This window comes from Williamsia sterculiae (assembly GCF_900156495.1).
GTDB lineage: Bacteria > Actinomycetota > Actinomycetes > Mycobacteriales > Mycobacteriaceae > Williamsia_B > Williamsia_B sterculiae.
Genome location: NZ_FTNT01000003.1, coordinates 1 through 20792 on the forward strand (window position 1 = coordinate 1; position 20792 = coordinate 20792).

Annotated in this window: 18 protein-coding genes and 1 pseudogene; 15 read left to right on the forward strand and 4 right to left on the reverse strand. The window is 69.4% G+C overall.

Translation table 11 applies throughout. The features are described 5' to 3' along the window. Window positions 1-322, forward strand: a pseudogene (locus BW971_RS05625) (MFS transporter); the annotation flags it as partial. A gap of 29 nt (window positions 323-351) precedes the next feature. On the opposite strand, the gene yaaA reads toward BW971_RS05625, so the two are convergent. Then, window positions 352-1086: a peroxide stress protein YaaA gene (gene yaaA / locus BW971_RS05630; protein WP_076478141.1), complete on the reverse strand. Its 735-nt coding sequence runs from the start codon at window positions 1084-1086 to the stop codon at window positions 352-354. 132 nt (window positions 1087-1218) lie between these two features. Here yaaA and BW971_RS05635 point away from each other — a divergent pair, with 132 nt between their 5' ends. Further along, the gene (locus tag BW971_RS05635) at window positions 1219-2946 is read left to right on the forward strand and encodes a proline--tRNA ligase (RefSeq protein WP_076478143.1); all 1728 of its coding nucleotides are present in this window, start codon (window positions 1219-1221) and stop codon (window positions 2944-2946) included. Window positions 2947-2952: 6 nt separating this feature from the next. On the opposite strand, the gene BW971_RS05640 is transcribed toward BW971_RS05635, so the two are convergent. Further along, entirely contained in the window at window positions 2953-3396 is a 444-nt protein-coding gene (locus BW971_RS05640; protein WP_076477516.1) for a ferritin-like domain-containing protein, read from the reverse strand. After that, window positions 3393-3935, reverse strand: coding sequence for a hypothetical protein (locus BW971_RS05645; protein WP_076477518.1), 543 nt, complete (start codon window positions 3933-3935; stop codon window positions 3393-3395). Before BW971_RS05645 ends, BW971_RS05640 begins: the two co-directional genes overlap by 4 nt. Before the next feature lie 179 nt (window positions 3936-4114). Here BW971_RS05645 and rimP point away from each other — a divergent pair, with 179 nt between their 5' ends. The 12 genes from rimP (at window position 4115) to truB (ending at window position 18809) form a co-directional block, all read left to right on the forward strand. After that, window positions 4115-4783 carry a ribosome maturation factor RimP gene (gene rimP / locus BW971_RS05650; RefSeq protein ID WP_076477520.1) on the forward strand — a complete coding sequence of 223 codons (669 nt, stop codon included), beginning with the start codon at window positions 4115-4117 and terminating at the stop codon, window positions 4781-4783. Next, window positions 4780-5775: a transcription termination factor NusA gene (gene nusA, locus BW971_RS05655; protein WP_076477522.1), complete on the forward strand. Its 996-nt coding sequence runs from the start codon at window positions 4780-4782 to the stop codon at window positions 5773-5775. Before rimP ends, nusA begins: the two co-directional genes overlap by 4 nt. 101 nt (window positions 5776-5876) lie before the next feature. Beyond that, entirely contained in the window at window positions 5877-6191 is a 315-nt protein-coding gene (locus BW971_RS05660) for a YlxR family protein (RefSeq protein WP_076478145.1), read from the forward strand. A 67-nt stretch (window positions 6192-6258) separates the two neighbouring features. Next, window positions 6259-9105 carry a translation initiation factor IF-2 gene (gene infB / locus BW971_RS05665; protein ID WP_076477524.1) on the forward strand — a complete coding sequence of 949 codons (2847 nt, stop codon included), beginning with the start codon at window positions 6259-6261 and terminating at the stop codon, window positions 9103-9105. A 238-nt stretch (window positions 9106-9343) separates the two neighbouring features. Next, window positions 9344-9796 (forward strand): 30S ribosome-binding factor RbfA, encoded by a 453-nt coding sequence (gene rbfA / locus BW971_RS05670; protein WP_076477526.1) that lies wholly within the window; start codon window positions 9344-9346, stop codon window positions 9794-9796. Beyond that, entirely contained in the window at window positions 9797-10765 is a 969-nt protein-coding gene (locus tag BW971_RS05675) for a DHH family phosphoesterase (RefSeq protein WP_076477527.1), read from the forward strand. Continuing rightward, the gene (locus BW971_RS05680) at window positions 10762-12153 is read left to right on the forward strand and encodes an MATE family efflux transporter (RefSeq protein ID WP_076477528.1); all 1392 of its coding nucleotides are present in this window, start codon (window positions 10762-10764) and stop codon (window positions 12151-12153) included. Before BW971_RS05675 ends, BW971_RS05680 begins: the two co-directional genes overlap by 4 nt. A 79-nt stretch (window positions 12154-12232) precedes the next feature. Then, the gene (locus BW971_RS05685) at window positions 12233-14872 is read left to right on the forward strand and encodes a LuxR C-terminal-related transcriptional regulator (protein ID WP_076477530.1); all 2640 of its coding nucleotides are present in this window, start codon (window positions 12233-12235) and stop codon (window positions 14870-14872) included. 46 nt (window positions 14873-14918) lie between these two features. Further along, window positions 14919-16121, forward strand: coding sequence for a DUF2235 domain-containing protein (locus BW971_RS05690; RefSeq protein ID WP_076477532.1), 1203 nt, complete (start codon window positions 14919-14921; stop codon window positions 16119-16121). Window positions 16122-16179: 58 nt separating this feature from the next. Further along, a complete protein-coding gene (locus BW971_RS05695; protein WP_076477534.1) occupies window positions 16180-17169 on the forward strand; it encodes a metallophosphoesterase family protein in 990 nt (329 codons plus the stop codon). Then, a complete protein-coding gene (locus BW971_RS05700) occupies window positions 17166-17822 on the forward strand; it encodes a 4'-phosphopantetheinyl transferase family protein (RefSeq protein WP_076477536.1) in 657 nt (218 codons plus the stop codon). Before BW971_RS05695 ends, BW971_RS05700 begins: the two co-directional genes overlap by 4 nt. Window positions 17823-17897: 75 nt before the next feature. Then, window positions 17898-18809 carry a tRNA pseudouridine(55) synthase TruB gene (gene truB / locus BW971_RS05705; RefSeq protein WP_076477538.1) on the forward strand — a complete coding sequence of 304 codons (912 nt, stop codon included), beginning with the start codon at window positions 17898-17900 and terminating at the stop codon, window positions 18807-18809. Between the two features lie 6 nt (window positions 18810-18815). On the opposite strand, the gene BW971_RS05710 is transcribed toward truB, so the two are convergent. After that, window positions 18816-19556 (reverse strand): metal-dependent transcriptional regulator, encoded by a 741-nt coding sequence (locus BW971_RS05710; protein WP_083709327.1) that lies wholly within the window; start codon window positions 19554-19556, stop codon window positions 18816-18818. A 193-nt stretch (window positions 19557-19749) separates the two neighbouring features. Here BW971_RS05710 and BW971_RS05715 point away from each other — a divergent pair, with 193 nt between their 5' ends. Continuing rightward, window positions 19750-20721 carry a bifunctional riboflavin kinase/FAD synthetase gene (locus BW971_RS05715; RefSeq protein WP_076478149.1) on the forward strand — a complete coding sequence of 324 codons (972 nt, stop codon included), beginning with the start codon at window positions 19750-19752 and terminating at the stop codon, window positions 20719-20721. The last annotated feature ends 71 nt before the right edge of the window (window positions 20722-20792 follow it).

Here is a 20792-nt window from a genome sequence, read left to right on the forward strand (position 1 = left end):
CGAGATCGGACCGCTCACCGCGTTGGCCCAGGTGGCTCAGGACCTCGGTGGCGCGATCGGGTTGGTGATGGTCGGTGCCGTGGTCACCTCCCGGACGCTGTCGCTGGGTGGTACCACCGGCCCGGTCGAGACGATGAACGCCGACCAACTCGACGCCCTGGCCAACGGTTACGGGCTGGCGTTCGTCTGCTGTGCGGGGATCGCGGTGGTCGCCGGGGTGGTGGTGCTGTTCATGCGGTTCACCCCCGACGACGTGGCCGAAGGGCAGGCCGCGCAGGAGCGGGCCAACTCCGACCTCGACCCCGATGAACTGACGCACTGATCCCGGTGCCCGGAACCGGTCGCGTCGGCTCAGTCGGTGACGACGACGAGTTCCCGCTCGCCGGCGATCTCCACCCGCTGACCACCGTCGGCGATGACCGCGGCCACCGCGGCGATGTCACGCGGGTTGCGTCGGGTGACCACCAGGGACCGCGCCGCCACCCCCTTGTGGTGTTTGTTGAAGTGGCTGACCACCCCACGCGACCCGTCCGACTTCTCGGTGACCACCGTCGCGGTGATCGCCCCCGGCACCGGACCGAGCTGCTGATAGACCCCCGACCGCAGGTCGACGACGAGGTCGTCGGCGTGGGCCAGTGCCGGGCCCAGCACCGGTTTCCAGGTCGCGGCCAGCGTCGGGCGTCCGGGTAGCCGGGTGCCGCCGGACAGCCGGTACGTCGGGATCGGGTCGCCGGCCCGGACCGCGCCGAACAACGCCGACCCGATGGCCACCCGATCCCGGGTCTTGGCCCGTTGTGCCCGCGTCATCGACCGATGGTCGAACGCGTCGTAGAGCACCCCCGTGTACCGCTCGATGGCGGGCGCCGTCGGCGACGTCCACAACCGGGTGTTGCGTTCGATCTCGGCGTTCTTGGTGGTCCCCAGCACCGACGCCGCGGTGCTCGGATCGGCGGACAACCGCGCCGCCGCGTGCGCGATGTCGGTACGCACGTCGGTGAGCTCCGGCCAGGACAGTACGGTCAGATCCAGCGGGGCCCCGGTTCCGCCGTCGGTCTTGGTCTCCGACGGGGGCAACAGGATCAACACGGACGCCTCGTACGCACGGGTGACCACGTTAACGGCCTACGGCCGGACCGGGATCACGCGGTCCGCTGCGGGGTGACCGAGCGGCGGGAGATCGACGGCAGCCGTCTAGGCTGGTCGATCGTGATCACCCGCATGTCGCACCTCTTCCTGCGCACCCTGCGCGACGACCCGGCCGACGCCGAGGTCCCCAGCCACAAACTGCTGGTCCGCGCCGGATACGTCCGGCGCGTGGCCCCGGGTGTCTACAGCTGGCTGCCGCTCGGGCTGCGCGTGCTCAAGCGGGTCGAGGACGTGGTGCGCGACGAGATGAACGCCATCGGGGCGCAGGAGATCTCGCTGCCCGCGCTCTTGCCGCGCGACCCCTACGAGGTGACCGGCCGCTGGAACGAGTACGGCGACGCGTTGTTCCGGTTGCAGGACCGGAAGGGTGCGGACATGCTCCTCGGCCCCACCCACGAGGAGCTCTTCGCGCAGCTGGTGAAGGGGGAGTACTCGTCCTACAAGGATCTGCCGGTCATCCTGTACCAGATCCAGACGAAGTACCGCGACGAGGAACGCCCGCGCGCGGGCATCCTGCGCGGCCGTGAGTTCGTCATGAAGGACTCCTACTCGTTCGACCTCGACGAGGACGGACTGAAATCGGCCTATCACGCGCACCGGGAGGCCTATCAGCGCATCTTCGCCCGGTTGCTGGTCCGCTACGTCATCGTCGCCGCCACGTCCGGGGCGATGGGCGGCAGCGCGTCCGAAGAATTCCTGGCCGAGAGCGACATCGGCGAGGACACCTACGTCCGCTGCCCGGAATCGGGATACGCGGCCAATGTCGAGGCGGTGGTGACGCCCGCCCCCGAGGCGTTGCCCGTCGACGGGCTGCCTGCCGCGCAGGTCCACGAGACCGGGTCCACCCCGACCATCGCCACTCTCGTCGACTGGGCCAATGCCACCCTCGACGACCCGGTGACCGCCGCCGACACCCTCAAGAACGTGCTTCTCAAGACCCGCGTGCCCGGTGGCGACTGGGAACTGCTCGGCGTCGGCGTCCCGGGTGATCGCGAGGTCGACATGAAACGTCTCGAGGCGTCACTGGAACCCGCCGAGGTGGTGCTGCTCGATGACGCGGACTTCGCCGCGAATCCCTTCCTGGTCCGTGGGTACATCGGTCCGCCGGGACTGCAGGCCGCGGGCGTGCGGTATCTCGTCGACCCGCGGGTGGTGGATGGGACCACCTGGATCACCGGCGCCGACGAACAGGGCAAACACGTCGTCGGCCTGGTTGCCGGGCGCGACTTCACCCCCGACGGCACCATCGAGGCAGCCGAGGTCCGCGACGGCGACCTGTCGCCGGACGGGCAGGGCACGTTGGTGTCGGCCAAGGGTATCGAGATCGGCCACATCTTCCAGCTCGGGTACAAGTACACCGACGCCTTCGCCGTCGACGTCCTCGGCGAGAACGGCAAACCCAACCGGTTGATCCAGGGGTCCTACGGGATCGGAGTGTCCCGGTTGGTCGCCGTGATCGCCGAACAGCAGCACGACGACAAGGGCCTGCGGTGGCCTGCCGAGGTCGCGCCGTTCGACGTCCACGTGGTGATCGCCAACAAGGACGACGCGGCCCGCACCGGTGCGGAGGAACTCGCCGCCGATCTGGACGTCGCGGGCTTCGAGGTGCTCATCGACGACCGCACGGCATCGCCGGGGGTGAAGTTCAAGGACGCCGAACTGCTCGGCATGCCGACCGTGGTGGTGGTCGGCCGCGGTTTCGCCAACGGCGTGGTCGAGGTCCGCGACCGTTTCACCGGTGAGATCACCGAGGTGGCGCCGGACGCGGTGATCGGGACCCTGCGCGCCGCGCGGGGTTGAGACCGGTCAGCGCTGGGATCCGGCCCCCGGCAACGCGACGGTGGACGGTGAGATCTTCAGGGCCAGTCGCCACGTCGCCGCGCGGGTGGCGACGTCGGTGAGCCGGTCGAGTCCCAGTCGCCGCAGCGCGTCGGCATCCGCCTGCTCCAGCAGCGCGCGATATCCGGTCGCGCAGTCCTCCTCGAGGACCAGGGCGAGTCGGATGGCCGACTCGGCATCGGCGACCGGGAACGGCGGGTTGTAGCCCAGTGCGGCGGGCGGTGCCTGGGTGCCCCCCGCGGTGAGGGCCGCGGCCACCCGGTCGCGTGCCGCGCGGTGTTCGGTGATCGCCGTGTTCACCGCCGAGCGTCGGTTCTCCGCGGCCCGTGCGGCGACGACCCCGTAACCGAACACGGCCGCGTTCTCCGCTGCCAGTGCCGCGATGAGTGCCTTGGAGGCGGTGTCGTTCATGCCAACTGCACCTTCACCAGCGTCGCGACCGACGCGCTGATCGACCCCAGCATCCCTGCTCGGTACCCGTTCTGGGTGACCGCGAGGTCGCCCGTCGTCCGTGCGGTGGCGGTCAACCGGGAGCGCAGATCGGCCAGCGTCGGTGCCGCGGGTGCGACACCCGGTGCCGACGGCGGGGCGCTCGACGACGGTGACGCCTGATAGGCGGCGGGGTGCAGTCGCGCGATCTCCTGTTCGAGCACCGTCGCGTGGGTCTGCCGTTCGTCGGCGATCACCCGTAACGCGGCCGCGCGGTCGGGTTGGGTGGCGATCAGGGCACGTGCGTCGGCGGCGTCGGTCGCGGCGGCGATCGCCAGTGGTTGCAACGACTCCGCGGTCCGCTGCTCGGCGGAGATCCCGCCGTCGGAACAGGCGGACACGATGCCGGCACCCGCGATCCCCACGGCGGTGACCGCACCACAACGCATCAGGTCACGCCGGCTGAGCCGGGCGAACGACGGGGCGGGGGCGAGCCCGGCAGGGGGCTGACGTGTGGACACAGTCAGTCATAGTGCCAGTCGCGAGGCCACCGCCCGCACACCCACGCGCGATCGTCGGCCCGGTGTCCGTCGGTCTCCGGTGTGGTCGGGTGGTCGGTGACGCGCGTACTACGCTGGTCGAACGGCTGTCACCACGACGACAACGCCGATCCGACAACTCAATACGGAAGGGGCCGGAGATGTCAGCACTGGTCGAGGAGGTCACCTCGTTGCTCGAGCCGACGGTGGCCGCGCACGGGTTCGACCTGGAGGACCTGACCGTCACCGGGCCTCCGGCGCACCGGGTGATCACCGTGATCGTCGACAGTGACGAGGGCGGATCCCTCGACGCGCTCGCCGACCTCAGTCGCGAGCTGTCCACCCGGATCGACGACGCACCCGGACCCGAGGTGGCCGGGTTGGCCGCGTTCACCCTCGAGGTGACCACCGCCGGCGTGGGCAGGCCGCTGACCGCGCCGCGACACTGGCGGCGGGCCCGCGGTCGCAAGGTGGTCATCACCCTGACCGCCGGCGGTGCGCTCACCGCCCGGGTGGGTGCGCTGCACGACGACGCGTCCGGTGTGCAGGTCGTCGAGCGCACCCAACGTGGACCGAAGGTGCGGGAACTGTTGCTCACCGATGTCGCCTCGGCCCGGGTGGAGGTCGAGTTCGGCGATCCGGCGCCCGCCGAACTCCGACTCTGCGGCCTCGACGACGAGCAGATCGCCGCCCGGACGCAAACCGGTAGGGTGTCTCGGGCATCGGCCGCGTCCGACACCACCCGGTCCGAGGTCTCGAAGTCAGGGGTCGCGGACTCGGGGATCTCCGACGGGCCGGTGGTGCAGAGCGTAGAGAAGGGGAACAAGTGAATATCGACATTGCCGCACTCCGGATGATCGAGGCGGACAAGGGGATCTCGATCGACACGGTGATCACCGCGATCGAGACGGCGTTGCTGACCGCCTACCGGCACACCGACGGCAACGAGCCGCACGCACGCATCGACGTGAACCGCAAGACCGGTCTGGTGCGGGTGATGGCCCAGCAGGTCGACGAGTACGGCGACGTCATCTCGGAATGGGACGACACCCCCGAGGGTTTCGGCCGGATCGCCGCAACCACCGCCCGGCAGGTCATCCTGCAACGGCTGCGGGACGCGGAGAACGAGAAGACCTTCGGGGAGTACGTCACCCACGAGGGTGAGATCGTCGGCGGGGTGGTGCAACAGGACGCCCGCGCCAACGCGCGCGGAATGGTGGTGGTGCGCATCGGGGGTGACGCCGGTGGTACCGAGGGCATCCTGCCTCCCGCCGAACAGGTTCCCGGCGAGAGCTACAAGCACGGCGACCGCATCAAGTGCTACGTCGTCGGCGTCACCCGCGGTACCCGCGGCCCGCAGATCACCCTGTCGCGCACCCACCCCAACCTGGTGCGCAAACTGTTCTCCCTGGAGGTCCCGGAGATCGAGGACGGTTCGGTGGACATGGTCGCGGTGGCCAGAGAGGCCGGGCATCGTTCCAAGATCGCCGTGCACACCACGGTGCCGGGACTCAACGCCAAGGGCGCCTGCATCGGCCCGATGGGCCAGCGGGTGCGCAACGTGATGAGCGAGCTCACCGGCGAGAAGATCGACATCATCGACTACGACGAGGACCCGGCCGTCTTCGTCGGCAACGCGTTGTCGCCGTCGAAGGTCGTCTCCGAGACCAAGTCCGCGCGGGTGGTCGTCCCCGAGTACCAGCTGTCGTTGGCCATCGGCAAGGAGGGGCAGAACGCCCGTCTCGCGGCCCGGCTGACCGGGTGGCGGATCGACATCCGGTCCGATGCCGACGAGTCCGACGTCGCGGACGACGCAGGGTGATCGGCGGCCTGATCACCGATCCTGCGACGGCCGTGACAGGCCTGACTACGTTCGCGGCGACATAGACGGTAGACTGGCCGATGGTTCTGGGAATGATGACGATGTCCACACCCACGCGCACCTGTATCGGGTGTCGACGGCGGGATTCCGCGGTGAGGTTGCTGCGGTTGGTGGCAGAGTCGGACGGACACCCCCGGGTGGTCGTCGATCATCGTCGGACCAAGCCGGGCCGAGGCGCCTGGTTGCATCCGGACGCGCAGTGTCTGCGTACCGCGGTGCGACGTAAAGCCTTCGCCCCGGCGCTGCGTGTCGGTGGACTGGCCGTCGACACCGCAGAACTGGAGCGAGAGATCGCGACGGCATCTTCAAGGACAGGTAGCAGCGAACATGAGCACACCGTGAAGTACCCACGATGAGCACGTACTCGAGATAACCGAGGTCGTGGCGGCCAGCCCGCTCGACCTCACCCCAGTGAGGAGAGCAGTGGCAGGCAAGGCCCGTGTGCACGAGTTGGCCAAAGAACTCGGCGTCACCAGCAAGGAAGTACTCGCTCGGCTGAGCGAACAGGGCGAATTCGTCAAATCAGCCTCGTCGACGGTAGAGGCCCCGGTGGCCCGTCGTCTGCGTGAGTCCTACCCGCAGAAATCCGATACCAACGGTAAGGCGTCGGCCCCGGCCGCCGCGGCGCGCAAGCCCGCGGGCACGTCGGCCAAGCCCGGCCCCAAACCCGCCGCCCCCAAGCCGGCGGCGCCGTCGCCCACGCCGGCGGAGCAGCCCGCGCCGGCGGCGCAGACTCCGGCCGCCCAGGACCCGGCGCCGCAGGCTCCGGCCGCCCGGGCCGCGACCCCGGCGCCGACCAACCAGGGCCCTCGCCCGGGTGCTCCGCGACAGTCGACCCCGGCCGCCTCCGGCAACGGTGCCGCTCCCGCGGCACCTCAGCAGGATCGGCCGCAACAGAATCGTCCGGCCCCGGGTCCCGGCGGCCCCAAGCCCGGACCGCGTGCCCCGCGGGTCGGCAACAACCCCTACTCCTCGGCACCCACGCCGGCTCCACGGCCCGCGCAGCGGCCCGCTCCGGGTCAGGGTGGTCCCCGTCCGGCACCCGGTCAGGGTGGCCCGCGTCCCGGCGGTGGTCGTCCCGGTCCCGCGGGTCAGGGTGGTCCGCGTCCGAGCCCGGGCAGCATGCCCCCGCGTCCCAACCCGGGTGCGATGCCGTCGCGTGCGGCTCGTCCCGGACCGGGTGGAGCCCCGGGCCGGGGTCGTCCCGGCGCCGGCGCCGGTGGTCGGGGAGGACCCGGTGGCGGTGGCGGCGGTAACTACCGCGGTGGCGGCGGTGCCCCCGGTGGCGCACCGGGTGGTCCTCCCGGAGGTTTTCGCGGACGCCCCGGTGGTGGCGGTCGTGGTCGCGGCGGTGCCGCGGGCGCGTTCGGTCGTCCCGGCGGTGCCCCGCGCAGGGGCCGGAAGTCGAAGCGGGCGAAGCGCGCCGAGTACGAGAACATGCAGGCGCCCGCCGTCGGTGGTGTTCGGCTGCCCCGCGGCAACGGTGAGACCATCCGTCTCGCCCGCGGTGCCTCGCTGTCCGACTTCGCCGACAAGATCGACGCCAACCCGGCCGCTCTGGTCCAGGCGTTGTTCAACCTCGGCGAGATGGTCACGGCCACCGAGTCGGTGAACGACGAGACGCTGGAGCTGCTCGGCGGTGAGATGAACTACACCGTCCAGGTGGTCAGCCCCGAGGACGAGGATCGCGAGCTGCTCGACAGCTTCGACCTCAGCTACGGCGAGGACATCGGCGGCGAGGAGGACCTCGAGCAGCGTCCTCCGGTGGTGACCGTGATGGGTCACGTCGACCACGGTAAGACCCGACTCCTGGACACCATCCGCAAGGAGAACGTCCGCGAGGGTGAGGCCGGTGGCATCACCCAGCACATCGGTGCCTACCAGGTCGATACCGACCTCAACGGCGACCACCGCCTGATCACCTTCATCGACACCCCGGGTCACGAGGCGTTCACCGCCATGCGTGCCCGTGGCGCGAAGGCCACCGACATCGCCATCCTGGTGGTCGCGGCCGACGACGGAGTGATGCCGCAGACGGTGGAGGCGGTGAACCACGCCCAGGCCGCCGACGTCCCGATCGTCGTCGCGGTGAACAAGATCGACAAGGAGGGCGCGGACCCGCAGAAGATCCGCGGCCAGTTGACCGAGTACGGGCTGATCCCCGAGGAGTACGGCGGCGACACCATGTTCGTCGACATCTCCGCACGCGAGGGCACCAACATCGACAACCTGCTCGAGGCGGTGCTGTTGACCGCCGACGCGTCGTTGGACCTGCGGGCCAACCCGGACATGGACGCCCAGGGCGTCGCGATCGAGGCCCACCTCGACCGTGGCCGGGGTCCGGTGGCCACCGTGCTCGTGCAGCGTGGAACCCTGCGGGTCGGCGACTCCATCGTCGCGGGCGACGCCTACGGTCGCGTCCGACGGATGGTCGACGAGCACGGTGACGACGTCGAGGTGGCACTGCCGTCGCGTCCGGTGCAGGTGGTCGGTTTCACCTCGGTACCCGGCGCCGGCGACAACTTGCTCGTGGTCGAGGAGGACAGGATCGCCCGGCAGATCGCCGACCGGCGCAATGCGCGCAAGCGCAACGCGCTGGCCGCACGGAGCCGCAAGCGGATCAGTCTGGAGGACCTGGACTCGGCGTTGCGTGAGACCAGCCAGCTGAACCTGATCCTCAAGGGAGACAACTCCGGTACCGTCGAGGCCCTCGAAGAGGCCCTCATCGGCATCGACATGGGCGACGAGGTGCAGTTGCGCGTCATCGACCGTGGTGTCGGCGGTGTCACCGAGACCAACGTCAACCTGGCGGCGGCGTCGGACGCGATCATCATCGGGTTCAACGTCCGTGCGGAGGGCAAGGCCACCGAGCTGGCCAACCGCGAGGGCGTCGACATCCGCTACTACTCGGTGATCTACCAGGCCATCGACGAGATCGAGAGCGCCCTCAAGGGTCTGCTCAAGCCGATCTACGAGGAGGTCGAGTTGGGGCGGGCGGACATCCGCGCGATCTTCCGGTCGTCCAAGGTCGGCAACATCGCCGGTTGCCTCGTCACCTCCGGCATCATGCGGCGCAACGCCAAGGCGCGGTTGCTGCGTGACAACACGGTGGTCGCCGAGAACGTCACCATCGCGTCGCTGCGACGCGAGAAGGATGATGTCACCGAGGTCCGCGACGGCTACGAATGCGGTCTCACGCTCACCTACAGTGACATCAAGGTCGATGACGTCATCGAGAGTTACGAGCTGCGCGAGAAGGCGCGTGAGTGACGATGGCGTATCGACCGGACATCAAGGTCGATGACGTCATCGAGAGTTACGAGTTGCGCGAGAAGGCGCGTGAGTGACACTCGACGTCACCTGAAGAACTGAGAGAGAAGGCTCGCGAGACGGTCACCCGTTGATCGGTCACGACGAGCTCGGACGAACCCCCGGCCGGCACCGCCGGTCGGGGGTTCGTCCCCTTACCGCGGGCGTCCGTCGTCGCCCGCTGAGAGGACGGGGAGTCATGCCGGATCAGGCACGCGCACAACGGCTCGCCAAGCGCATCGCCGAGATCGTCGCATCGGCGATCGCCCATGAGATCAAGGACCCACGCCTGCGGTATGTCACCATCACCGACACCCGGGTCACCAACGACCTGCACGACGCGACCGTGTTCTACACCGTGATGGGCGCCACCCTCGACGAAGAACCCGATCACGAGTCGGCCGCGGCCGGGTTGGAGAAGGCCACCGGCATCCTGCGATCCAAGGTCGGGGCGGGCACCGGGGTGCGCTTCACCCCGACGCTGCAGTTCCGGCTCGACACCGTCGGCGACTCCGCCCGGCACCTCGAGGAGCTGATGGCCCGGACCCGCGCCAACGACGAACTGCTGGCCCGACAGGCCCAGAACGCCTCGCCCGCGGGCGACGCCGACCCGTACAGGGAGGCTCGCGCGGTCGACGAAGGCGACGTCTAGATGACCCCCGGCGTCGCGACCGGCGGCGGTGTCAGCGGCCTCGCCGACGTGCTGTCACAGGCGACGGCGGTGACGATCCTCTGTCACATCCGGCCCGACGCCGACACCATCGGCAGCGGGTTGGCCCTGGCCATCGCCCTGGACCGTCGCGGCGTCGACGTCGAGGTGTCCTACCCCGGCGGCGACCCGTTGCCCGCAGCCCTCGCCGATCTGCCCGGGAGCAAGTTCCTGGTCGAACCGGCTCAGCTGCACGGACACCCGGTCGCGGTGGCCGTCGATTGCGCGTCACCCGGACGTCTCGACGAACTCGCCGCGGTGTTCGAGCGGGCGGAGCATCGACTGGTCGTCGACCACCACGCCTCGAACCCGGGCTTCGGTACCGTCGCAGTGGTCGAGCCCGACGCGGACTGTACAGCCGAGTTGATCCTGGAGATCCTCGACGTGGCCGACGTCGACGTCGACGCCGATGTCGCGACCTGCCTGTACGCCGGACTGGTCACCGACACCGGGTCGTTCCGCTGGTGCCGCCCGCGATCCCACCTGATCGCGGCCCGACTCCTCGACCTCGGCGTGGACGGCCAGCTCTGGTCCCGTCGACTTCTCGACACGCACTCGTCGGGATGGTTGTCCATGGTGTCGGCCGCACTCGGCTCCGCCACGGTGCTGCCCGACGCATTCGGCGGTGAGGGCCTCGTCTACGCGCATGTCACCCTCGAACAGGCCGCCGGTCTGAGCTGGGAGGAGGCGGAGAGCATCATCGACCTGATCCGCACCGTCGACCAGGCCGAGGTGGCCGCCGTCTTCAAGGAGACCGCACCGCAGGTGTGGTCGGTGTCGTTGCGGTCCACGTCGATCGACCTCGTCCCGTTGGCCCGACGCCTCGGTGGCGGGGGACATCCGCACGCCGCCGGTTACAGCGACACCGGCAGCGCCGACGACATACTCGCCGATCTCGTGCAGCTGGTGTGACCACCGCGTCGTCCGATCCCCCGGAGGTCGCGGGCGGCCCGGTGAGTATCCGTCGGGTGACCGTGTTGTCGGTGTCCGCACTCGCGGTCCTCGTCGCCGAGCCGCTCTATCTCCTGCTCGACCTGGGTGTCGTCGGACGGCTCGGTGCGCTCCCGCTGGCCGGGCTCGGTGTGGGCACCCTGGTTCTCGGCGTCGTCAGCACTCAGCTGACCTTTCTGTCGTACGGCACCACCGCCCGCTCGGCACGCCGTTTCGGTGCGGGTGACCGGGCTGGTGCGGTGGCCGAGGGACTCCAGGCCAGCTGGATCGCGATCCTGGTCGGCGGAGCCGTCGTGGCCGTCGTCGAGGTCGCAGCGCCGACGATTCTCGGTGCGCTGGCCGGTGATCACCAGACCGCTGCGGCCGCGACCTCGTGGCTGCGGATCGCGGTCTGCGGCGTCCCGCTCATCCTGCTGTCGATGGCCGGTAACGGATGGCTCCGCGGCATCCAGGACACCCGCGCACCGATCGTCTACGTGACGGTGGGACTCACGATCTCGGCCGTGTTGTGTCCCGTGCTGGTACACGGTCTGCTCGGTGCGCCGCGGCTCGAGTTGCCGGGCAGCGCCGTCGCCAACCTGGTGGGCCAGAGCGTCAGCGGGGCGGCGTTCGCGGTGCGGGTGCTGCGGGAGAACTCCCGCGGTCTGCGACCCCGGCCCGCCGTCATCCTCGCGCAACTGACCATGGCCCGCGACCTCGTGCTCCGCAGCCTGTCGTTCCAGGCCTGCTTCCTGTCCGCCGCGGCGGTGGCCAGCCGATTCGGGGTGGCCTCGGTGGCCGCCCACCAACTCGTACTGCAGCTCTGGAACTTCGTGTCATTGGTGCTGGACTCCTTGGCCATCGCCGCGCAATCACTGGTGGGGGCCGCTATCGGTGCCGGATCGGCGAGAACGGCACGTCGGGTGGCACGCACGGTGACCATAGGGTCGGTCACCGTGGCGTCGGTGCTGATGCTGATCTTCGTCGTCGGGCACGCCGGTATCCCTCGTCTGTTCACCACCGACGGTGCGGTGCTCGCGCAGGCAGGGGTGCCGATGTGGTTCTTCGCGGCGATGTTGCCGGTCGCGGGGGTGGTGTTCGCCCTCGACGGGGTACTGCTCGGTGGGGGTGACGCCGCGTTCCTCCGCACCGCGACCCTCGGTGCGGCACTGCTCGGGTTCCTGCCGTTGATCTGGTTGTCCTACGCCTACGGGTGGGGGCTGGCGGGGATCTGGACCGGACTGTTGACGTTCATGGTGCTGCGCCTGCTCACCCTCGTCTTCCGGATACGTGGTGACGGCTGGACCGAGGTCCCGATAGCCGTCGACTCGTCACCGACGAATTCATCGGGTACGGTCGGCGATCAGTGATTCTTCGATAACCGCGTCCCATCACATATCTGCTGCATAGCAGGCATTTCGGACCGGATTCGCGATACCATTCGGGCTCATGAATCGCCGTTGGCCGGTGGTCGAGCGAGAACGCGAATTCCAGACCATCCGGTCGTCCCTCATCTCCGCCACCGGCGTGTGCGGAGTGGTGCTGACCGGGGATGCCGGCGTGGGCAAGACGACCCTGGCCCGCCAGGTGACCTCGACCCTCGACCACGCGGTCCGGTGGGTGGCAGGCACCGAGTCGGCGCGCACCATCCCGTTGGGGGTCTTCGCGCATCTGGTGGACGCGTCCACCTCCAGCGACCCGGTCACCTTTCTGTCGGCGGCGCGTCAATCGCTGTTGGCGGCCGGGCAATCGGTGATCGTGGGTGTCGACGACGCCCACCTGCTCGACGAACTCTCGGCGACCCTGCTGCACCAACTCGCCATCGACCGGTCCGCGCACATCATCGCCACCGTCCGCGACGGTGAGGCGGTGCCGGACGCGGTCACCTCACTCTGGAAGGACGGCCACCTCGACCGCATCGATCTCACGCCGTTCACCCAGGAACAGAGCATCAGCTACATCGAGGCCGTGCTCGGGGGACCGTTGGAGGGGCTCAGCGCCGACCTGATGTGGCGGGCGTCCGGGGGCAACGCGCTGTTCTTGCACCACCTCGTCGAGGGGGCGTTGGAGGCCGACACCCTGCGACAGGTGCGCGGGGTCTGGCAACTGCGGGGTCGCACCGCGGTGACCTCCGAGCTGGCGTCGTTGTTGGAGAGTCGCATCGACAACCTCGGCGGTGCCGTGTCGACGATCCTCAAACTGCTCACCCTGTGTGAACCGATCGATCTGGATGTGCTGACCACTCTGGTGGACGAGGACGCGGTGGACGACGCCGAGATGCGGGGACTGATCCGCATCGAACGGGAGGGACGCGGTCTGCAGGTCCGCTACACGCACCCGCTCTACGGTGACGTGGTCCGTCGCCGACTGGGATTCACCGCCTCCCGGAGGCTGCGCGGGCAATTGGTGGCCGTGCTGCGCACCCGGCGATCCGCAGCGCCCGCCGACCGCATCCGACTCGCCGAACTCGCCCTCGACAGTGACGAGACCGTGGACAAGGCGCTGTTGCAGTCCGCGGCCAACGACGCCATCACCATGGCCGACGCGCAGTTGGGACAGCGGTTCGCCGAGGCGGCCTTGGCAGCCGGGGCAGGGCTGCCCGCGGCTGACCTGCTGGCGCGCGCGCACCTGTGGCAGGGGCATCCGCACGAGTCCGAACAGACGCTGTCCGCCTACGACCCCGACACCCTCGACGACCTGGAGCTGTGTCGTTGGGGGCTCACCCGGATCTGCAACCTGTGGTGGGCGATGGGGGACGCCGACCGGGCCGAACAGATCCTCACCATGGTCTCCGGTCGCGTCACCGAACCGGTGCTGCAGGGGATCATCCGCGCGGTCGAGTCGGCGTGTGCGGTGTTCGCCGACGACCTCTCCCGCGCCGAGAGGCTCGCGACCGCCACCCTCGACGATCCGGCGGCGACCCCGTGGGCAACCGAATGGGCCTGCTTCGGCGGGGGTCTGGCCCTCGCGCTGAGCGGTCGCGGGTTGAGTGTCGACGCCATCGCCGCACGCGGCCGGACCGTCGTGGGGCGGACGGACGGATTCCTCCGCTATCCAGCCGGTCTGGGCGAGGTGCTGGCGTTCACCCTGACCGGTCGGTTGGCGCAGGCGCGGCAGGCGGCGGGTCGGTTCACCGAGTTCTCTTCTGCCGGACAACTGCACGCCTGGGCGATGGCGGCGCTGTTGATCGCCACCGTCGACATCGCGGAGGGACGATTCGACACCGCCATCGGCCGGCTCCGCCAGATCCTGGCCGTCCTGGACACCCAGGTTGCGGCCGCCTGGGGGTATCCGGCGCGGGTGTTGCTGGTGCAGGCCTACGCGGCGACCGGTCGCGCCGACGACGCAGACCGCACGTTGGCCGACGCCATCCGGCTGATGGGTCGGTATGTCGCGGTCTTCGCCCCGCAGCTCCAGCTGGCCCGGTCGTGGGCGGCCGCGGCGCAGGGTGTGGTCGGTGACGCCGTCGACATCGCCCGGCGAACAGCCGATCTCGCGCGGGACTCGGGTCAGCGCGCGATGGAGGCCGAGGCCCTGCACACCGCTGCGCGATTCGGGGACACCGACGTCGCCGATCGTCTCGGCGTCCTCGCCGACGAACTCGACGGCGACCTGGTGACCGCGCACCACCGGCACGCGCGGGCGCTGGCGGATGGTGACGGTACCGAACTCGACGCCGTGGCCGCGGATTACGAGCGGATCGGTGCGCTGTTGTCCGCGGCCGACGCGGCGGCACAGGCGGCCACCGCACACGACCGGCACGACAGGCGCGGCGCGACCTCGACGTCGGCGGCCAACGCCACCCGGCTGGCGGCGCGGTGTTCGGGTGCCACCACTCCCGCGCTGCGGGCAGCGGCGCAACCGCTACCGCTGACGATGCGTGAACGGGAGATCGGCACGCTGGTCGCGGCCGGGTTCAGCAACCGCGCCATCGCCGACCGGTTGACCGTCTCCGTGCGCACCGTCGAGGGCCACATCTACCGCGCCTGCACCAAACTCGACGTGTCCGACCGGGCGGGATTGGCCGACGTGCTCGGGGGTCAGACATCCGACACAGTCGGGGGTCAGGCCTCCGACCGAATCGGGTAGTCCACTACTCAGGTGCATCCGGGACATCGGGAGAAGGGTGACGGCCATGAAGAACATCGTCATCTGTTGTGACGGCACGTGGAAGAAGTCCGATGACGTCAACGCGTCCAACATCGAGAAGATCGCCCGGGTCGTCGACACACGCCGACACGATGGTGTCGATCAGATCGTGTACTACAACGCTGGTGTCGGCACCGGGGCCACGCGGTTCGAGCGACTCGCCGGTGGCGCATTCGGCCTCGGGTTGGACGAGGCGATCGTGTCCTGCTACCGATTCCTGGCCCTCAACTACGAGGTCGGTGACCACGTCTACGTGTTCGGGTTCAGTCGCGGTGCCTACACGGCGCGGAGCCTGATCGGCATGATCGACCGACTCGGACTGCTCACCCCCACCGGCGTCGCCCGAAACCTGTTGCCCCAGGCCATCGAGCTCTATCGCGGGCGGTTGCCGATGGTGTCGCGTCCCGCACACTTCGCCGGCAGCGGCACCGCACCCGATCCGACCGAACTGGAGGCTGCCCGGGCAGCCTTCCGTGCCCACTGCCACGACTCCCGCGACGTCATCATCCGCTTCCTCGGGGTGATGGACACGGTCGGAACCCTGGGCGTTCCGGGACTCACCAACCGGCGGTACCGGTTCCACAACGTGGATCTGTGCACCAGTGTGGTCACCGCCCGTCACGCGCTGGCGATCCACGAGCGTCGGCGGGCGTTCGCGCCTGCGGTGTGGACCGCGCCGCCCACGCCACCCGGCACCGCGGCACCCGAGACTCCCGACGTCAAGCAGGTCTGGTTCGACGGCGTGCACAGTGACGTCGGTGGTGGTTACGCCGACTGCGGACTGTCCGACACCGTCCTGCGCTGGATCCTCGGGGAGGCGGCCGTCTGCGGTCTGGTCATCGACGACGACCTGCTGGCCATCGTCGCGCCGCCCGACGGCGTTCTGGTGCTGCACGATTCGATGACCGGGTGGTATCGCGCGGCCAATCTGCTCGGTGTGCTGACGGGTGTGTTCCGCGCCGCCGCTCGTACCGGTGGACGATTCCGTCTCGGTTGGCGGGTGATGGAGGTTCGACGCGGTGAGCACGACGATCTCGCGATCATGATCTGGGACCCGGCCTACCAGCGTTCGATCGCGCGACAGGACGGATCGTTCCGCTCGGGCCGCAACGTGTTCGCCTGGTACGGCATCCTCGAGCGGATCCCGGTGTCGGTGGACCTGCGCCGCGAGCGGTCGACGCCGCGGTGAACCACTGTCCGGCCATCGGTATGGTCGAGCAGAGGCGACCACAGGAGAAGGGGTGGGAGTGGCGACACTCTGGGCGGTCAGCGATCTGCACGTCAGCCATCGCGGCAACGAATCGGTGCTCGACGACATCCGTCCCAGCGATGACGACGACTGGCTGATCGTCGCCGGCGACGTCTCCGAACGCACCGACGACATCGCCGAGACGCTGCGTCGGCTCAAGGCGCGATTCCGGACCGTGGTCTGGACCCCGGGCAACCACGAGCTGTACACCACGGCCAAGGATCCGATGCAGATCCACGGTGTGGCCCGGTACGACTACCTGGTGCAGATGTGCCGCGACCTGCACGTGGTCACCCCGGAGGACATCTACCCGGTGTTCGACCCTGGCAACGGTGACCGTCCGGTGCGGGTGGTGCCGATGTTCCTGCTGTACGACTACACGTTCCGACCGGCCGGTACCAGCACCAAGTTGGAGGCCCTGGCGCTGGCCAGGGAGAACAACGTGGTCGCCACCGACGAGTTCCTCATCTCGCCGGAGCCGTACCCGACCCTCGACGCGTGGGGGCGCAACCGCATCCAGACCACCCTGGCGCGACTCGAGGCGCTCGATCCCGACGAGCCGAAGGTGCTGGTGAACCACTGGCCGTTGCGTCGGGAACCCACCGATGCGTTGATGTACCCGGAGTTCGCCCTCTGGTGCGGTTCCGAACTCACCGCGGACTGGCACCGACGCTTCAACACCGTCTGCTCGGTGTACGGACACCTGCACATCCCGCGGACCACGTGGTACGACGATGTCCGGTTCGAGGAGGTGTCGCTGGGGTACCCACGTGAATGGCGGCGCCGCGGCAAACCCGATCCGCTCCTGCGGGCCATCGTGCCCGATCCCGGTCTGCGTCCGGATCATCTACCCGAGCACGGTGTCCGTTTCGACCTGCCCCCCGACTACGCGGAGAGAGCGCAGGAATTCCGGGACCGCGTCGCGCGCCGACGCGCCGAACGCGCGGCGAGTCGGGCCGGTGGGTCGACCGGAGAGGAATCATCGTGATCGAGCGCGTCGTCCCCGCCGAGGTCGCCTCGGCCGAGAGCTTCGGCGATCCGCCCGACGCGTCCGCCCTCGCCGCCGAGTCGCCGATCGTGGCGCGCGCGGTCGACAAACGGCGCCGCGAGTTCGTCACCACCCGCCACTGTGCCCGGATCGCGTTGGGCAAGCTCGGGATGGAGCCACAGCCCATCATGCGCGGCGAGAACGGCGAACCGTTGTGGCCCGCGCGGGCGGTGGGCAGCCTCACCCACACCGACGGGTACCGAGCCGCGGTCACGGCGTGGTCGTTGCAGGTCCGTTCGCTGGGCATCGACGCCGAACCCCACGACGCCCTGCCCGAGGGTGTCCTCGACCACGTCAGCCTGCCCGCCGAACGCCACGTCCTCGCCGCGCGCGACCCCGACCTGCACTGGGACCGGATCCTGTTCTGCGCCAAGGAGGCAACGTACAAGACCTGGAACCCGCTGACGCACCGCTGGCTGGGATTCGAGGACGCGCACATCACGTTCGAACAAGTCGGGAACGCGTATGGCACGTTCCACTCGGAACTGCTCGTCGACGGGCGCACCGACGACGGGGGAGCACCGTTGACCGCCTTCGACGGGCAGTGGTTGGTCGCCGACGGGTACATCCTCACCGCCATCTGTCTGCGCTGACGGGCGAACCACACCTCGGGACCACCCGACCGACGCCTCGGAGTCGACATCCCCGCCGGCTGGCACAATCCTCCTGTGTCCTCCCGTGCCCACCGCTCGCATCTCGATCACGCAGGCCTCGTCGTCGTCGACAAGGCACGCGGCGTCACCAGCCACGACGTGGTGGCCCGCTGCCGCAAGATCTTCGACACGCGTCGTGTGGGTCACGCGGGCACGCTGGACCCGATGGCCACCGGGGTGCTGGTCATCGGTATCGACCGCGCCACCAAACTCCTCGGCCTGTTGTCGCTGACCAGCAAGGCCTACGCCGCGACCATCCGTCTCGGCGCGAGCACCGACAGCGACGACGCCGACGGCGAGATCCTGACCACCGCCGACGCCTCCGGCGTCACCGACGACGAGATCACCGTGGCGATCCCCGCCTTCGTCGGGGATATCGAGCAGGTGCCCGCCCGGGTCAGCGCCATCAAGGTGGACGGCCGGCGGGCGCACAGTCTGGCCCGCGGCGGCCACGAGTTCGAACTCGCCGCCCGGCCGGTGACGGTCAGCCGCTTCGACGTCGGACAGATCCGTCGTACGGACGCACACGTCGACGTCGACGTGGTGATCGAGTGCTCGTCGGGCACCTATGTCCGTTCGTTGGCCCGCGACCTCGGCGCGACGCTACGGGTGGGCGGTCATCTCACCGCGCTGCGCCGGACCGCGGTCGGTCCGTTCACCCTCGCCCATGCCCGGACCATCGACCGGCTCGCCGCCGAACCGGCCCTCGGTCTCGACATCGACGAGGCCGCGAAACTGGCCTTTCCGCACCGCGACATCACGGCCGACGAAGCCGAGTCCATCAGTCAGGGGCGATGGCTGGATCCGGTGGGTATCGCGGGTACGTACACGGTCATCGACCCCGACGGCAGGGCGATCGCCCTGGTCGAAGAGTCGGGGAAGCGGGCCGCGTCGGTGATGGTGGTGCGGCCGGCGACGCTGCGCTGACCGCGGTCAGTCGACGGTCAGCCAGATGGCCTGCGCGGCGATGTCGCCGAGGTCGACCGCGGTGGTGCCGTCGAGCGAGATGGCGATGGTGCCTGCGAAGGGGCGTTTCTCGCTGACCGTCACCACGGTGTCCAGTGCGATCCCCACTGAGTCGAAGTACCGCAACATGTCGGGGTCGTGGTCGGCGATGCGGGCGACCCTGCCCGACTGACCGGCCGCGAGGTCGGAGAGCAGGGTGGCCTCGGGGGTGGGCACCGACCCCTCGATGGTCGGAATCGGATCGCCGTGCGGGTCGCGCACCGGATGCCCGAGTTTGCTGTCGATACGGTTCATCAGCCGGTGCGACACCGCGTGTTCGAGCACCTCGGCCTCGTCGTGCACCTCGTCCCACCCGTAACCGAGCTCGCGGACCAGGAACGTCTCGATCAGCCGGTGGCGACGCACCATCAGCACCGCGGCCTGGCGCCCGGCCTCGGTCAGCGTCACCGCGCCGTAGCGCTCGTGACTGATGAGGCCCTGGTCGGCGAGTTTGCGGACGGCCTCGGACACCGTCGACGGCGACACCCCGAGCTTCTCGGCCAGCAGCTTGGTGGTGATCTTCGCCGGGGCCCATTCCTGCGCGGTCCAGATGACCTTCAGATAGTCCTGGGTGACCGCCGACAACTCGGTCACCGCGGCGTCGAGTTCGGTGCCCCGGAGTTCGGTACCACCGTGCTCACCGTCGTTCTGGGTCTCGGTGTCGATCATGCTCCGAGCTTAGGTCCACCTGTGCGCGGTGGTGCACGGTGTCGGTCGGCCGGGGCGTTCCGGATCGGCCCGCGGCACCCGGACCGGGGTGGCCCACAGCGCGGCCGGGTGATCGGACAGGAGCCGTGAACAGATGACGAACCGTGTCCGCACCCCACTGGTTGCCGGTGGCGGCCCACCGTAGGCTGTGGTCGTGCTGCGATGGCGAGGCGTGGACGATGTGCCGGCCGACTGGGGTCGGTGCGTGGTCACCATCGGTGTCTTCGACGGGGTACACCGCGGACACGCACAATTGATCCGTACCGCCACCGAAGCCGCCCGCGAGCGCGGTGTGCCGACGGTGTTGATGACTTTCGACCCGCATCCGGCGGAGGTGGTCCGGCCGGGCACCCATCCGCCGCAGTTGTCCACCCTGGCCCGACGCGCCGAACTCGCCGAGGAACTCGGTATCGACGTCTTCCTGGTGATGCCGTTCACGGCCACGATGGCCGCGCAGGCACCGAAGGATTTCGTGCACCAGATCCTGGTGGAGCGACTACACGCCGCCGATGTGGTGGTCGGCAGCAACTTCACCTTCGGCAAGAAGGCCGCAGGTAACGTCGACACCCTGCGCGACCTGGGGTCGGCGTTCGGGTTCGAGGTGCAGGCGGTGTCGTTGCTCAGCGTGCACGCTGTGACGTTCTCGTCGACCTACATCCGATCGTGCGTCGCCGCAGGGGATGTCGAGGCCGCCGCGGAGGCGCTGGGTAGGCCGCATCGGGTGGAGGGTGTGGTGGTCCGCGGTGACGGCCGCGGTCGAGAACTGGGTTTCCCCACCGCCAACGTCGCACCGCCCATGTACTCGGCCATTCCCGCCGACGGTGTCTACGCGGCGTTCTTCACCGTTCTCGGTCAGGGCCCGATGATGGGTCAGGTGGTGCCGGGGGAGAGCTATCAGGCCGCGGTGTCGGTGGGATCGAACCCGACCTTCTCCGGGCGCACCCGCACCGTGGAGGCGTTCGTTCTGGACGCCGACGCCGACCTGTACGGCCAACATGTCGCGGTGGACTTCGTCGCGCGGATCCGCAGCATGGTCAAGTACGACACCCTCGACGCCCTGCTCGAGCAGATGCGCGACGACGTGGAGCGATCCCGCAGTCTGCTCGCCGCCCATCGTTCCGACTGACCTCGCGCCGCCGATTTCGATTGCGGACGGCCGCGCTGGTAACGTCTCCTGGCGGTATGTGCTGCGGTCCG